The organism is Providencia sp. PROV130, from assembly GCF_028482225.1.
Lineage (GTDB): Bacteria > Pseudomonadota > Gammaproteobacteria > Enterobacterales > Enterobacteriaceae > Providencia > Providencia rettgeri.
Genome location: NZ_JAMPQC010000001.1, coordinates 58,010 through 71,623, shown reverse-complemented (window position 1 = coordinate 71,623; position 13,614 = coordinate 58,010). Strand labels below are relative to the sequence as shown.

The window sequence follows — 13,614 nt, the reverse complement described above, 5'->3', positions numbered from 1 at the left end:
ACTTCGCCCATTAAAAAGCCCTCAATCAAAACTGAGGGCTTTTTGTTTCTAATCCAAAACGATATTTAAAGCACTACACCTTGGCTTGTCAGGTATTCATCATAACTACCTTTGAAATCAATTACTTTATCTTCTTTGATTTCTAAAATACGGCTCGCCAACGAGCTAACAAACTCACGGTCATGAGAAACGAAAATTAACGTTCCTTTGTATAATTCGAGGGCTAAGTTTAATGACTCGATGGATTCCATATCCAAGTGGTTGGTTGGTTCATCCATAATCAAAATATTTGGCTGTTGCATCATTAACTTACCAAATAACATGCGCCCTTGTTCACCACCAGATAACACTTTAACTTTCTTTTTAATGTCATCTTGAGAGAATAGTAAACGGCCTAAAATACTGCGCACCGCTTGCTCGTCATCTCCTTCATTTTTCCACTGACTCATCCAGTCAAACACGGTTAAATCTGTTTCAAAATCTTCTGCATGGTCTTGAGCATAGTAACCAATGCTACTGTTTTCTGACCATTTAACCATTCCGCTAGTTGCAGGCTGTTCACCCACCAGCGTTTTTAAGAATGTCGTTTTACCGATACCATTAGCACCAATAACGGCCATTTTTTCGCCAACTTCTAGTAATAAATTGACATTTTTGAATAATGGCCCTTGGTCATAACCATTAGTTACAGCCTCTAATTCAAGCGCATTTCGGAACAGTTTTTTCTCTTGTTCAAAACGAATAAATGGGTTTTGACGGCTAGACGCTTTCACCTCATCCAATTGAATTTTATCAATTTGACGTGCACGAGAAGTCGCTTGTTTCGACTTAGAGGCATTTGCGCTAAAGCGGCTAACGAAAGACTGTAACTCAGCAATTTGCGCTTTTTTCTTCGCGTTATCCGATAATAGGCGCTCACGCGCTTGAGTTGCCGCAATCATATATTCATCATAGTTACCTGTGAATAAACGCAATTCACCGTAATCTAGGTCAGCCATGTGCGTACATACGGTATTCAAAAAGTGCCTATCATGGGAAATAATGATCATCGTGCAGTTACGATCATTCAGCACTTGCTCTAACCAACGAATAGTATCGATATCCAAGTTATTCGTCGGCTCATCGAGTAATAAGATATCTGGGTCAGAAAATAGGGCTTGTGCCAACAGCACACGCAGTTTCCAGCCAGGTGCAACTTCACTCATTGGCCCATAGTGTTGTTCAACAGGAATACCTACACCCAACAATAATTCACCGGCACGAGCTTCCGCGCTATAGCCGTCCATTTCACCATAAGCGACCTCTAGATCAGCCACTCGGTAACCATCTTCTTCGCTCATTTCAGGTAAGGCGTAGATTCTATCGCGCTCTTGTTTGACGTCCCACAGTTCGCTATGGCCCATTATCACGGTATCAAGTACGGTAAATTCTTCAAATGCGAACTGATCTTGGCGAAGTTTACCAATACGCTCATTTGGATCAGTCGTGCTCACATTTCCAGCTGTAGGGGTTAAATCTCCCCCTAAGATCTTCATAAATGTGGATTTACCCGCGCCATTTGCGCCGATCAAACCATAACGGTTGCCTGTGCCAAATTTAACTGAAATGTTTTCAAACAGTGGCTTACTGCCAAACTGCATAGTGATATTGTTCGTTGTTAACACTGCTATGCCTTAAATTAAACGGTGTAAAATAGCCTGCGATGATTAGAGGCCCATGACTACGGCGTGCAAAATAACCCAAAATAATCATTTGAGCAGTAAAATGCATTCCATGCATGGTCATTAGAGTACGGCAGGTATAAATAGCGGCGCATTATGCCATATTACGCCGCTTAGATCTTGTGCTGTTTTCAGCAAATTGATTAACACGAAAGGAAAGACCGATTATATTGCCAAACTAAAGTGTGATCCCCATAGTACGACTGATTTCTGTAAGCCCTTCTCGTTCATAAAACTTAATCGCTTGATGATTTTGCGCTAATACTGATAGCTCCAAGTGGCTCAGTTGTCGACTTTTCGCCCATGCTTTCATCGTAGTTAGTAATTTTTGCCCTGCTTTTTCTCCACGGAAATTAGGATCAACCACAAGGTCAAAAATATAACCAAAATTTCGAGGAACAATGCAGCTATAAGGGTCAGCGGCTTGCTGTTGTGCGATACAAAACCCTTTAATCTCACCGTTGAATTCAGCAACTAACACATAAAATTTATCGTCAATAATTGCATTTTCAATAAATTCCTTAGCCTGTTCCGCGGGTTGTAAGCGCTCAGGGTCAAGTAATGCCATCTCCGAAAACAAAATTTGGTAAAGTGATAAAATAGAGTCTACATCTCTTTTTATAGCTTCCCTTATCATGCATTCCTCTCTGTTATTTCAGTATTGATGCTAGTCGTAGGTTTTAATTGATGGGGCGATATAAGATTCAAAACTTTCTAATAACTCAGCAGGTGAATCATTCACAATCGCCATATGACGATATTTTTCATGTAGAAAACCTTCATCTGCCATTTTATTTGTCATATCAATCAATGGCTGCCAATAATTATTAATATTAAACAAGGCACACGGCTTAGCATGCAAACCAATTTGGCTCCAAGTAAACACTTCTGCGTACTCTTCAAGTGTGCCATACCCGCCAGGTAAAGCGACAAAGGCATCGGCAAGTTCGATCATTTTACTTTTACGCTGATGCATCGTTTCAACTTTATATAGTTCGGTTAAATTCTTATGAGAAATTTCGCGTTCTTCTAGCAATGATGGGATAACTCCAATCGCTTTTCCCCCTAATGACAAAACGGTATCAGCAATTGTCCCCATAATTCCCACACTAGCACCGCCATAAACTAATGTAATGTCGCGCTTAACCATTTCTTTGGCAAATTCAATGGCTTTTTGCTGATAGATCTCATTATTTCCCATACTGGAACCACAATACACTGCAATACTTTTAATCTTTCCCATCTGTTCCTCATTTTCCATTTTTATTGTGACTTTTTAGAGAATTGAATTATACGAGCCTAATACAGAAGCTCAAGCTTCGTCCTCTGTCATAATAAAATGAGACTAATTCATGTTTATAGCACTACAATTCACCTAAACCAACATATTGACAGCCAATAGAGCACATTTACCCCCTTATGAGCGATAGCTAAACCATAAAGAAATATAAAGCCGCGCAGTTTTATGAGATAATCTTTAAGAAATTATTTTTCATCACTAAATACTTATTTTCTAAATATTTATTATCAATTAAGTTACGTTTTCCGAGGTTTACTTATTTATGTCTGCCGACACTAAAAAGAGCGCATTTCCGCTATTACCTATAGGGTTATTATTGCTTGCAATGACCTCTATTCAAAGCGGAGCTTCTTTAGCTAAAACTTTATTTCCTGTTATCGGCGCTCCCGGTGTTACTGGTTTACGTTTATTGCTTGCTACGATTATATTATTTGTTATTTTTAAACCTTGGCGTTTAAAATTCAGAAGAAACTCGCTTGTTCCCCTGCTAGCCTATGGTTTATCCCTAGGTACAATGAATTATTTATTTTACCTTTCCCTTGAACGCATTCCATTAGGAATAGCCGTTGCACTTGAGTTTACTGGCCCTTTAGCCGTCGCGATGTTTTCCTCTCGCCGCCCAATTGATTTTCTGTGGATAGCGCTGGTTATTGTTGGGTTATTATTTTTACTTCCTATTGGCGATAATATTGAATCCATTGATACCCTCGGTGCCATCTATGCTCTCGGAGCCGGTGTCTGTTGGGGATTGTATATTATATTCGGCCAACGCGCGGGAGCCGGTTATGGCGCAGCCACCGTGGCTATCGGTTCATTTATTTCTGCGATGATTTTCTTTCCTATCGGTTTAATGCAAACTGGGGTCGAGGTGATGTTTGACCCATCAATCTTACCTCTTGCGCTAGCTGTTGCGATTTTATCAACCGCATTCCCTTATACATTAGAAATGATCGCGCTAACCCGCTTGCCTGCTCGAACTTTTGGTACATTGATGAGCCTTGAACCTTGTATGGGCGCATTTTTGGGGATAGTTTTCCTACATGAACACTTAACAATGACTCAATGGTTAGCATTGTTGTGTATTGTCTGTGCTTCTATTGGTTCAACCTCAACAGCGGTACCAAAGTCAAAAATAGAAAAAGTGTCCTAACCACAGAATCTAATGGCAAACAAAGCAGTTAAGGTTAATAAATTCGATATGTTGATATTTATTAACCTTTTTTCGTGTAAAGATTTATTCATCAATTTGAAATAATCATTTTTTATTTTTATTTTATTATTTAATAAGCTTTATAGCACTTATTGCTAAAAACTATCGGTATTCAAGATCCACAATAAATTAACAGTTAATAAAACCTATCGAATAGGCCTATTAAACTAATCGTTTATTACATTATGACAAAGTCGTTTGATTATTTTATATTTATTGACAGATGAGGTTACTAAACAAATTCATATTTAAGAGAGGATGAATCATGAGTACAGCTAAATTATTTAAAGCATCTTCAAGTGAACTTTTATATACCCGCAATGATATGGAAGACAGCGTAAAATTGGAAACCATTGGAATACTTAATGTTATGGTGGTTCATTTTACCGATCTCTCTCTAATGACTAAACAAGCCCACTGGAATATGCGTGGTCGCAATTTTATCGCCGTACATGAAATGTTAGATGGCTTTAGAACCACGTTAGTTGAACACTTAGATGAATTCGCTGAACGTGCAGTTCAATTGGGAGGCGTTGCTATTGGTACAACCCAAGAGGTTAGCCGCTTCACTTCGTTAGAGGCTTACCCAATTAATATTCACAGTGTACAAGATCATTTGAAAGCATTAGCAGACCGTTATGCGGTTGTCGCGAATGATATTCGAAAAGCGATTGATGAAGTGGAAGACGAAGATACCGCAGATATGTTTACCGCGGCTTCCCGCGATATGGATAAATTCCTCTGGTTTTTAGAAGCTAATATTGAGTAATGTCGTAAATAGAGTCAATTCAAATTGACCAATGGCCACTGCAAAGTGGCCATTTTATTTACTAACAATTAACTATATAAATCAAACTATTATTGACATTTAAATACCTTAAAACAAAATACGTTAACTTAATTATTTACTGTTTTTAGATATTTCAGGCTGTTCTATCGGAAATACCGGTAATGCATTTAATAACCTTTTGCCATAATTTTTAGTTAATAACCGTTTATCATAAATAATAATCTCACCATAACATTCATGACTACGAATTAACCTACCTGCTTGCTGTATCAAATTAAATGAAGCACTCGGTAAACTTTGAACTTCAAACGGGTATCGCTTCAACGACTTCAACCAATCACCTTCAGTGATAATCACAGGGTTTGTTACTGGTGGAAATGCGATTTTATGAATATGGACCTGAGTTAAATATTCCCCTTTTAGGTCTAACCCCTCTGCAAACGATTGTAAGCCAATTAAGGCACTAGATTGCCCTTGATTAATTCTTTCACAATGTGTTTCGACTAACCGATAACGTGGTTGATCTCCTTGAACTAAAAGCTGCAAACGCAAATCTTTTACGTGCTCAAGAAAACCTTCCATTGCTCTTTGGCTACTAAATAAAACCAACACGCCACGGTGAGTATTTTTAATAAATTGTTCACGAAAAAATACCGCCATTTCCGCTAAGTGTTCCGCTTCATTGTTTATCGTTGGCTCGTATTCCATTTTAGGAATAATAATTTTTCCCTGCTCAACATGGTTAAAAGGGGAGGACAATGTCACAAAGCGATCATCACTTTTTTCAGATAGCCCAGTAAGTTCCATAAAACGTGAATAACTGTTCAACGACCTCAGCGTTGCTGAGGTAATCACGATATGAGGAACATTTCGCCATAACAAATGTTGTAATTGCTCACTCACTCGGATCCCCGCACAATGCATAAAGAAACGAGATTGGTTTTTCTCATAACGCCGACTTAACCATTTTGACACAGGGGCACCTGAACTTTGCTCTAATGCCGCCAGCCGCCAAAGCTTCGACATATTTTCAAAGTATCCCATAGCCCTACTAGTTACAATAATCGACCGATGTAAGCGAACAATATCTTGCTTCGCAGTTTGTTCCGTCAAATCATTTAAGATAGCTTCCGCTAACCCCTGTAGGGCATCTGTCTGCTTAAATAGCACCTGACAGCTTAATTGCATTGCTTCAGGCAATACACCTAGCGGAAATAAATACTCAGTTTCTTTTGACGTTTCTGGCAATAAGGCATTTGCTAGTAATGAAAAATCACGAAATGTTTCACGCAATTTTTCTGCATGTTGCTGTAATCGTTCAGGGTTAGCTAACTTTGGTGGTTTTGCTGGACGAAATTGCCCCATATATTGCCCAACATGCTGAATAAAGCTATCAAGCTGTGCCGTTAATTGAACTAGCGTAATTTCGCCTTCAACTTCAAGGGCATCCCTTGCAACGTCTGGAACATGGTGACCTTCATCAAGCACTAATAATAAATTTTTCGGGTCAGGTAATACCGACTCACTCTCCATAGCTGCCATTACCAACGCGTGGTTAGCAACCACTACATCTGCATCTTCGATTTCTCGCCTAGCAATAAAAAATGGGCACCGCTGATAAAATTGGCAATTACGGCCTAAACAGTTCATTTTATCTGTGCTGACTTTACGCCATAAGCTATCGCTAAATGCCCGTTTGTGATGATCCCTTAGCCCATCCCATGCAAAGCTTTGAAAATCATGCCGCAGCTGCTGACAAATTGCCCGTTCTTCACTATTCGCAATTTCCGTTTTGTCTTCCACCAATAACATTAAATCTATTTGCTCACCTTCTGCTGCACAAATAGCTTCTAAATTACGGGGGCAAACATAACGAGCACGCCCAAATGCACCTGTATATTTTAGATCAGGAATAATTTTGCTTAATAACGGTAAATCCTTACTATAAATTTGGTCTTGTAATGCCACATTCGCCGTACTAACCACTAAGGTTTTTCCTTCTTCCCTACCAACCGCTATCCCCGGTATTAAATAAGATAGAGTTTTCCCTACCCCAGTAGGCGCTTCTATGACCAAATGGCGACCGTCATCATCCGCTAAATTTTTCGCGACTTGCGCTATCATCTGCCGCTGCGGGGCTCTTGAAACAAACCCATCAATTTGTACGGACAACCCTTTATACCACTGAGTTATTTGTTCTTTAGTTTTATTCGACAGGGACATAAATTATGCAGGTGACCAAAGTTAAAATGAAAGATAACGAAACTGACAACAATACGAAATATGAAAAAAACTCTTTTGCCAACCGCTTCGCAAAACTACTGTATTAATACCCATTATACATAAAAATTGGGAAGCTTTTTGCAAAACGCCCATTATGCAACAGAAAAAATAGCTTTTAACTTGTTTGCAACACTCATCCGGTTATACTTTGAGTTCTTACACTATTTGGATTTTTATCACTAGGCAGGCTATAGAAAATGAAAAAGGTTGTTATCGCACTTTGCGCATTATGTGCTTTTGGTTCTGTAGGCGGTATTGTTTTAGCTGGTATGAACATTTATACCCGTTCAACAACACCACTTGAGCAAGGACAACCGCAATCCCCTTCAGCACTGCCAGCACCTAATCAAATTCAGTAATTTTTAAATAATTTAGCAACCCAGGATGGAGATAGCTTATGTACAACGATTATTTCGTAACCCCACAATGGTTAAATTCACATCTATTTGATAATAACATCATTGTGCTCGATGCTTCCTCTCCACCACCAACCGCACCTTATGATTGCCGCCAGCAATATTTAGAAGAACATATTCCTAACGCTCAGTTCTTTCATCAAGATGAAATTGCAGACAAAAGCTGTGATTTACCTCATATGCTGCCAAGTGCTGAAGTTTTTAGCCAAGCAGTTAGTGCCATGGGCATTGGCAATGACACCCAAGTTATTATTTATTCTCAGAATAACTTATTTTCATCCCCAAGAGCATGGTGGACTTTCACCACGATGGGCTGCAAAAACGTTAAAATTTTAGCCGGTGGCATCGATGCTTGGAAAGCTGCTGGGTTTGATGTTCAGTCAGGGGAAGTCACTCCGCCAGCTGCGAAGCAATTCCATGCCACACGTAAAGACAGTAACGCACTGAATCAAGAACAAGTACTTGAGATTGTAAATCAAGGCAAAATTCAAATTATTGATGCTCGCGCAGAGCCACGCTTTCTTGCCCAAGCGCCAGAACCGCGTCCGGGTTTACGTATGGGGCATATTCCAGGGAGCAAAAACGTCCCATGGGATCTTCTTGTGGAAAATGGTACATTCAAATCACCAGAGCAACTTAAAGCTATCTTTGCTAAGCAAGGTGTAGATATCCATGCGCCTTCTGTGACGACCTGTGGTTCAGGAATGACCGCTGCAGTGGTATTAATGGCATTAACCTTATTAGGTAACCAAAACCTGCGTTTGTATGATGGTTCATGGGCCCAATGGGGGCAAGATAACGGCCTGCCAATCGAGTCGTAATCTTCTCCCATAAAAATATAAGCCACTCGATATTTAAGTGGCTTATAGAATGAGCATTTACCAAGTAGAGAAAATGGCTATTTGGCAAATATCCCGGCTAAGAACAGTACGACAATCGCACCAATGACCGCGACAACAAAACTCCCAAAGTTGAAGCCATCAACTTTTCCTTTACCAAAGAAAGTACTGATGTAACCACCCACAACGGCACCAACAATCCCCAGCACGGTGGTCATAATGAACCCCATGTGATAAGTACCTGGCATCAGCCACTTAGCTAAAACACCTGCAATTAGACCAAAAATAATCCAAGCAATTACACCCATCTTACGCCTCCCAGACTCGGTAATTTCACTATAATGTCAAAATTTTCTCATATAATAGTAGAGCTTTAAGTAAATTAAATCGCTCTCCTACCAATTAAGTAAAGACCCTATAAGTTAATTTCGCAACTATAAATTCTTGCTAATTAACATTATTCATAATTAATTGTTCACTTTTTCAGTTATCACTTGTGCAATCTGTTGGGCATTTTTTAACGATCTAACTTGAGAAAATAGTTCATCTGCCTGATGATATTCTTTGCGTAAATAGCCTAGCCATTGTTTAATTCGGGCTGCATGGTAATGGCCTGTATCTCCTTGTTTTTCAAGTTCCGTATACTTTAATAGCAACTTGCCAACTTGCTCCCAAGGCATTTTAGACTCATTAAATTTGACCACCCGGCTAAGGTTTGGCGTATTGAGTGCTCCACGGCCAATCATTACGGCATCACATCCTGTGATTTCAAGGCAGCGCTGTGCGCTTGTATAATCCCAAATCTCACCATTAGCAATCACTGGAATCGACAATTTACAACGGATTTCGCCAATGGCAGACCAATTAATGTTCTCTGCTTTATAACCGTCTTCTTTGGTTCTACCGTGAACAGTAAGTTCTGTTGCTCCTGCTTGTTGAACTGCATCTGCAATCTCATAAGCAAATTCAGAACTATCCCACCCCAAACGAACCTTAACCGAAATAGGTAACTCTTTTGGAACTGCTTCTCGCATTGCTTTAGCGGCTCGATAGATTAAATCGGGTTGCTTTAATAAAGTCGCACCACCACCATGACCATTGACTGTTTTTGATGGGCAACCACAATTTAAGTCGACTCCCCAAGATCCTAATTCAGCCGCTCGGTTTGCATTTTCTGCCAACCACTGAGGATGCTGCCCTAATAGTTGCACGCGAACTAATGTCCCTGAAGGGGTGCGGCTTCCATACTTTAGTTCAGGGCATAAACGGTAAAATGTTTTTGCAGGTAAAAGGGTATCAACCACGCGAACAAACTCGGTTATGCACAGGTCATAGTTATTAACTTCACTTAATAAACAACGAACTAGGGGGTCTAAAACTCCTTCCATAGGAGCTAACAAAACGCGCATAAATGGCTCACAAAAAACGTAATAATACCTGCTTATCATACCGTTTATTTAATAGATGAGCAGAAAAACTTCTAAGGTGGGAGATACCAAAAACTAGCTTAACGTGACTTTGCAAGTAGCTCTTTTTAATGCTATTAACATTAAAAAGAGCCGCAAGCTTATGGAAGGTTAGCTGTCACTTCGCCCTTGTTTAACTTTTTTCTGTGCGTTTTTCCATGGGGAACCCGCCCCCTTCCCTGAACTTGGCTTTGATGATGGTGCATTGCTACGACGTGGTGCTTTACTTTGATTCCTATCACCTGAACCGCCTGAACGACGTTCATTGCGTTGTGGTGTTTTTTGAATTGGCTCAGCCTTTATGGAAGGGTCGGGCTCATAGCCTTCAATCGCCATCAAAGGAATCGATTTTTTCAATAATTTTTCGATATCCTTGAGTAATTTAGCCTCATCGATACACACTAAGGAAACGGCCATTCCAGTTGCTTCTGCACGGCCTGTACGACCAATACGGTGAACATAATCTTCTGCAACATTAGGTAGCTCAAAATTCACTACATAAGGAAGCTGTTCAATATCGAGACCACGAGCGGCGATATCCGTTGCTACTAAAACACGAATATCCCCAGATTTAAAGTCAGCTAATGCACGAGTACGCGCCCCTTGGCTCTTGTTGCCATGAATAGCCGCAGCTTTAACACCATCTTTATTTAAATGCTCAGCAAGACGATTTGCACCATGTTTTGTACGAGTAAAAACAAGGACTTGTTGCCAATTTTCACGGCCAATCATAAACGAAAGCAATTCCGCTTTTCGTTTTTTATCAACCAAATGTACATATTGAGTTACTTGCTCAGAAGCTGAGTTTCGCGGAGCAACTTCAATAGTTACAGGGTTATTGAGTAATTTATTCGCCAGTTGTTTGATTTCGTCAGAAAACGTTGCTGAGAACAATAAGTTTTGGCGTTTTTTAGGTAACTTATTAATCACCCTACGAATATCATGAATGAACCCCATGTCTAACATACGGTCAGCTTCATCCAGTACAAAAACTTCGACCTGAGAAAGGTCTACTGCATTTTGATGCGCTAAATCTAATAAACGCCCCGGAGTTGCAATTAGGACATCAACCCCGCCACGTAACTTCATCATTTGCGGGTTAATACTCACCCCACCAAAAACCACAAAAGAACGAATACGTAAATGACGGCTATATTCTTTTACATTTTCAGCAACTTGCGCTGCAAGCTCCCTTGTTGGCGTCAGAATTAACGCGCGAATAGGCTTGCGATCCTTTCCTACTCGAGGAGTTGTAATAAGCTTTTGTAAAATTGGTAATGTAAAACCTGCTGTTTTACCTGTACCTGTTTGAGCGCTAGCTAAAAGGTCGTTTCCTGCAAGCACGGCTGGGATAGCTTGTTGTTGAATAGGAGTAGGGCTTTCATAACCTAATTCATTAATGGCAAGCAAAATTTCCTCGTTTAACGCGAGGTCTGAAAAAGTAGTCAAATTAAATTACTCCGGGCTTCACCGCTTCAAATTGAATGTGGCAGTTATGGGGGAAGTGAGTCAGAAGAAAAAGCGCAAACTGCCGTGCGACACTGTGTAAAATTCTAACATTATTTGCAGATGATAAATATATTAATTTAGTTTGCTTAATAAATTAATATAAAATCTCATTCGTATAGTATATATACTTACATGGTACTATGAGATGTCGTTTTTTACTTTTTATTAACATGAAAAGCCATTAAGAGCTAATTAGGTGTTATTTAATTCTGAATTTTTAAAGGAATGGTTATGAATACAAGTTCATCGTCAACATTGCGAGGAGAAAATGCAAAAATGCAATTGCTTCTTACTGCTGCTGATGTATATGGAGAACAAGGGCTTGATGGCGCTACTACACGCAAAATCGCACAGGCATCAGGGCAAAATATTGCCGCAATTTCTTATTATTTTGGATCAAAAGAAGGGCTTTACTTAGCTGTTGCTCAGCTTATCGCAAAAACAATCAGGGACGATTTCCATGATGTTTTTCAAGCAATTGACAATTTTCTAAATCAACCTTTGTCAGTACAGGTAACTGATGATGCACTTGATTTACTACAAAAAACAGTCATTGCTTATAATCATTTTCAGTTGGAAAAGAAAAATTTAAGCTTTTCTCGCATATTAGCACGTGAACAACTCAACCCCACCGAAGCCTATACGATAATCCATGAACAAGCTTTAGGCCCAATACATTCGCGCCTAAACCGCTTGATTGCGATTTATATTGGCGCTGACCCCAATCATTTAACAACGTTAATTCATACACACGCAATCCTTGGCGAAACGCTTTCATTTCGTATTGCTCGAGAAACGTTATTACGCCAAACTGGTTGGAAACATATTAATGAAAATGAATTTAAAATTATTAATCAAGTTCTTATTGAACATACAAATATATTATTAGCGGGCTTACGCCATCGCAAACAATATGAAAAGTGATATGATAAAAATATTAAAGTGATTCATTCACATTGATAATAACTAGAGGCTGATGATTTTATTGCAACTTGAGCCACATTTCTCCATTAAAAACAGCGGCCTCTAACAACATAATTTGTTTTCATATCGTAGATTCTTTAAGTAAGGTTAGCTATGAGCAATAAAAACCGTTCTGTTGTTGTTTTCATTATTCTCATATTAATCGGTGCTGCAATTGGCGGTTATTACTACTATCAATCACAGCAAGACAAAATATTAACTCTCTACGGCAATGTAGATGTCCGGACAGTAAATCTTGGTTTTCGAGTGTCAGGTAAGCTCAAATCCCTAAACGTTGATGAAGGCGAAAAAATTATTGCAGGTGAGCAACTTGGTCAACTGGATGATCGCCCCTACATTAACACCTTAAATAAAGCCAAAGGGGTACGTGATAGCGCCAAAGCTCAACTTGCTTTGAAAGAAAGTGGTTACCGAACTCAAGAGATTGCACAGGTTGAAGCTGAAGTAGCGCAAAAACAAGCAGCTTGGCAGTATGCCGATAACTTTTATAAACGTCAGCAAGGGCTTGCTGCGTCTCGCGTTATTTCAGCTAATGACTTAGACAACGCGAAGAACAATCGAAACCAAGCATTTGCCGCCCTTCAAGCAGCACAAGATAAGCTGAACCAATACCAAAGTGGCTTTCGCCAAGAGGAGATAGCGGCTGCGCGAGGCGAATGGCTACAAGCCGAGGCAGCTGTCGCTCAAGCTGAACTTGACTTACAAGATACCGTTTTAACTGCGCCTTCCCCTGGAACTGTTTTAACCCGAGCAATAGAGCCAGGCACGATCATCGGTGCAGGTAATACCGTTTTTAGCGTCACTTTAACAAATCCAGTTTGGGTTCGAGCCTATGTGAGTGAACCGCACCTCGGTGATGCCATCCCCGGTAAAGAAGTCTTACTGTATACGGATAGCCGCCCAAACCAGCCCTACCATGGCACCATCGGTTTTGTTTCCCCTACTGCCGAATTTACCCCTAAAAGCGTACAAACACCGGATTTAAGAACCGACTTAGTCTATCGACTACGTATCGTCGTCAATGATGCTGATGATGCTTTACGTCAAGGAATGCCAGTGACTATTCAATTTGCTGATAATAAACAGTAAGAGTTTG

General features: G+C 39.9%; 13 protein-coding genes. 6 read left to right on the top strand and 7 right to left on the bottom strand.

Annotated elements, in window-relative coordinates; genetic code table 11:
• Positions 1 to 65: 65 nt before the first annotated feature.
• The 3 genes from PSF28_RS00325 to PSF28_RS00315 form a co-directional block, all read right to left on the bottom strand.
• Positions 66 to 1,664: an ABC-F family ATPase gene (locus PSF28_RS00325; RefSeq protein WP_210836097.1), complete on the bottom strand. Its 1,599-nt coding sequence runs from the start codon at positions 1,662 to 1,664 to the stop codon at positions 66 to 68.
• A gap of 235 nt (positions 1,665 to 1,899) precedes the next feature.
• Complete coding sequence (locus PSF28_RS00320) at positions 1,900 to 2,358, bottom strand: GNAT family N-acetyltransferase (RefSeq protein WP_272684440.1); 459 nt, start codon at positions 2,356 to 2,358, stop codon at positions 1,900 to 1,902.
• Between the two features lie 30 nt (positions 2,359 to 2,388).
• On the bottom strand, positions 2,389 to 2,964 hold the full coding sequence (locus PSF28_RS00315; protein ID WP_210836088.1) for a TIGR00730 family Rossman fold protein: 576 nt from the start codon (positions 2,962 to 2,964) through the stop codon (positions 2,389 to 2,391).
• Positions 2,965 to 3,283: 319 nt separating this feature from the next.
• Here PSF28_RS00315 and rhtA point away from each other — a divergent pair, with 319 nt between their 5' ends.
• Positions 3,284 to 4,171: a threonine/homoserine exporter RhtA gene (rhtA, locus tag PSF28_RS00310; protein ID WP_210836081.1), complete on the top strand. Its 888-nt coding sequence runs from the start codon at positions 3,284 to 3,286 to the stop codon at positions 4,169 to 4,171.
• A 325-nt stretch (positions 4,172 to 4,496) separates the two neighbouring features.
• Positions 4,497 to 5,000: a DNA starvation/stationary phase protection protein Dps gene (dps, locus tag PSF28_RS00305; RefSeq protein WP_210836079.1), complete on the top strand. Its 504-nt coding sequence runs from the start codon at positions 4,497 to 4,499 to the stop codon at positions 4,998 to 5,000.
• A 132-nt stretch (positions 5,001 to 5,132) separates the two neighbouring features.
• On the opposite strand, the gene dinG is transcribed toward dps, so the two are convergent.
• On the bottom strand, positions 5,133 to 7,244 hold the full coding sequence (dinG, locus tag PSF28_RS00300; RefSeq protein WP_272684439.1) for an ATP-dependent DNA helicase DinG: 2,112 nt from the start codon (positions 7,242 to 7,244) through the stop codon (positions 5,133 to 5,135).
• Between the two features lie 257 nt (positions 7,245 to 7,501).
• On the opposite strand from dinG, the gene PSF28_RS00295 reads away from it, so the two are divergent.
• Positions 7,502 to 7,663 carry a hypothetical protein gene (locus PSF28_RS00295; protein WP_004256593.1) on the top strand — a complete coding sequence of 54 codons (162 nt, stop codon included), beginning with the start codon at positions 7,502 to 7,504 and terminating at the stop codon, positions 7,661 to 7,663.
• A gap of 38 nt (positions 7,664 to 7,701) precedes the next feature.
• A complete protein-coding gene (gene sseA, locus PSF28_RS00290) occupies positions 7,702 to 8,541 on the top strand; it encodes a 3-mercaptopyruvate sulfurtransferase (protein WP_004909190.1) in 840 nt (279 codons plus the stop codon).
• A 77-nt stretch (positions 8,542 to 8,618) separates the two neighbouring features.
• Here sseA and PSF28_RS00285 read toward each other — a convergent pair whose 3' ends face one another.
• The 3 genes from PSF28_RS00285 to rhlE form a co-directional block, all read right to left on the bottom strand.
• Positions 8,619 to 8,867, bottom strand: a complete 249-nt coding sequence (locus PSF28_RS00285; protein WP_004256598.1) for a GlsB/YeaQ/YmgE family stress response membrane protein — start codon at positions 8,865 to 8,867, stop codon at positions 8,619 to 8,621.
• Between the two features lie 159 nt (positions 8,868 to 9,026).
• The gene (gene dusC / locus PSF28_RS00280) at positions 9,027 to 9,968 is read right to left on the bottom strand and encodes a tRNA dihydrouridine(16) synthase DusC (RefSeq protein WP_272684438.1); all 942 of its coding nucleotides are present in this window, start codon (positions 9,966 to 9,968) and stop codon (positions 9,027 to 9,029) included.
• A gap of 168 nt (positions 9,969 to 10,136) precedes the next feature.
• Positions 10,137 to 11,474 (bottom strand): ATP-dependent RNA helicase RhlE, encoded by a 1,338-nt coding sequence (rhlE, locus tag PSF28_RS00275; RefSeq protein WP_272684437.1) that lies wholly within the window; start codon positions 11,472 to 11,474, stop codon positions 10,137 to 10,139.
• Positions 11,475 to 11,759: 285 nt separating this feature from the next.
• Between rhlE and cecR the strand changes: the two genes are divergently transcribed.
• Both cecR and hlyD read left to right on the top strand, forming a co-directional pair.
• Positions 11,760 to 12,458 carry a transcriptional regulator CecR gene (gene cecR, locus PSF28_RS00270; RefSeq protein WP_109910978.1) on the top strand — a complete coding sequence of 233 codons (699 nt, stop codon included), beginning with the start codon at positions 11,760 to 11,762 and terminating at the stop codon, positions 12,456 to 12,458.
• 153 nt (positions 12,459 to 12,611) lie between these two features.
• Positions 12,612 to 13,607: a secretion protein HlyD gene (hlyD, locus tag PSF28_RS00265; protein ID WP_272684436.1), complete on the top strand. Its 996-nt coding sequence runs from the start codon at positions 12,612 to 12,614 to the stop codon at positions 13,605 to 13,607.
• Positions 13,608 to 13,614 lie beyond the last annotated feature (7 nt).

What these genes read in the sequence shown, in the direction of transcription:
- PSF28_RS00315 (WP_210836088.1), bottom strand. Translation starts at nt 2,964, where the DNA reads ATGGGAAAGATTAAAAGTATTGCAGTGTATTGTGGTTCCAGTATGGGA.
- PSF28_RS00320 (WP_272684440.1), bottom strand. Translation starts at nt 2,358, where the DNA reads ATGATAAGGGAAGCTATAAAAAGAGATGTAGACTCTATTTTATCACTT.
- dusC (WP_272684438.1), bottom strand. Translation starts at nt 9,968, where the DNA reads ATGCGCGTTTTGTTAGCTCCTATGGAAGGAGTTTTAGACCCCCTAGTT.
- cecR (WP_109910978.1), top strand. Translation starts at nt 11,760, where the DNA reads ATGGTTATGAATACAAGTTCATCGTCAACATTGCGAGGAGAAAATGCA.
- PSF28_RS00285 (WP_004256598.1), bottom strand. Translation starts at nt 8,867, where the DNA reads ATGGGTGTAATTGCTTGGATTATTTTTGGTCTAATTGCAGGTGTTTTA.
- hlyD (WP_272684436.1), top strand. Translation starts at nt 12,612, where the DNA reads ATGAGCAATAAAAACCGTTCTGTTGTTGTTTTCATTATTCTCATATTA.
- PSF28_RS00295 (WP_004256593.1), top strand. Translation starts at nt 7,502, where the DNA reads ATGAAAAAGGTTGTTATCGCACTTTGCGCATTATGTGCTTTTGGTTCT.
- sseA (WP_004909190.1), top strand. Translation starts at nt 7,702, where the DNA reads ATGTACAACGATTATTTCGTAACCCCACAATGGTTAAATTCACATCTA.
- dinG (WP_272684439.1), bottom strand. Translation starts at nt 7,244, where the DNA reads ATGTCCCTGTCGAATAAAACTAAAGAACAAATAACTCAGTGGTATAAA.
- dps (WP_210836079.1), top strand. Translation starts at nt 4,497, where the DNA reads ATGAGTACAGCTAAATTATTTAAAGCATCTTCAAGTGAACTTTTATAT.
- rhtA (WP_210836081.1), top strand. Translation starts at nt 3,284, where the DNA reads ATGTCTGCCGACACTAAAAAGAGCGCATTTCCGCTATTACCTATAGGG.